This is a genomic window from Pontibacter sp. HSC-14F20 (genome assembly GCF_019599265.1).
In the GTDB taxonomy this organism is placed as follows: Bacteria; Bacteroidota; Bacteroidia; order Cytophagales; family Hymenobacteraceae; genus Pontibacter.
This window is the reverse complement of record NZ_JAHZTC010000070.1, coordinates 1-389: the sequence shown is the minus strand read 5'-3', so window position 1 is coordinate 389 and position 389 is coordinate 1. Positions and strand designations below refer to the sequence as shown.

1 protein-coding gene is annotated in these 389 nt (G+C 56.6%); it reads right to left on the bottom strand.

Annotated elements, in window-relative coordinates; translation table 11 throughout:
- Positions 1–377 (bottom strand): hypothetical protein (locus K3G39_RS20540; protein WP_220628038.1); only part of this gene is annotated, 377 nt, incomplete at its 3' end.
- Positions 378–389 lie beyond the last annotated feature (12 nt).

The following is a 389-nucleotide window of genomic DNA, read 5'->3' as shown; positions in this document are numbered from 1 at the left end:
CTTTCGCCACTCTTCACGCTCGCATTTGTCGGATCCGTCACGCTCATCTTGATGCCGCCGTTGCCGGCTGCAACAGCGAACATGGCGTTGTTCTCCAGACTCTTGATCAAGTCTCCCAGCTGTTGCGTCGTCAGACCTGCGCCGGGGTTCTTGTAGCGGCCTTCACCTTGGATACCGCCCTGGAATACCACATGAGTGATTCCAGCACTTTGCGCATAGCTCATCGCCTGGTTGATCGCATCCGCGAGGGACCGCCCAGAAACGGTCGCTCCGGCACCCCAGGATCCTGAACTTCCAGTATAGAGATTTTCCACCAGAACGTTGCTGGTCCAATTGATGCCGGTGATGCCACTACCGTTGTTGGGGGTGCCGATCATTAGACTGATCGA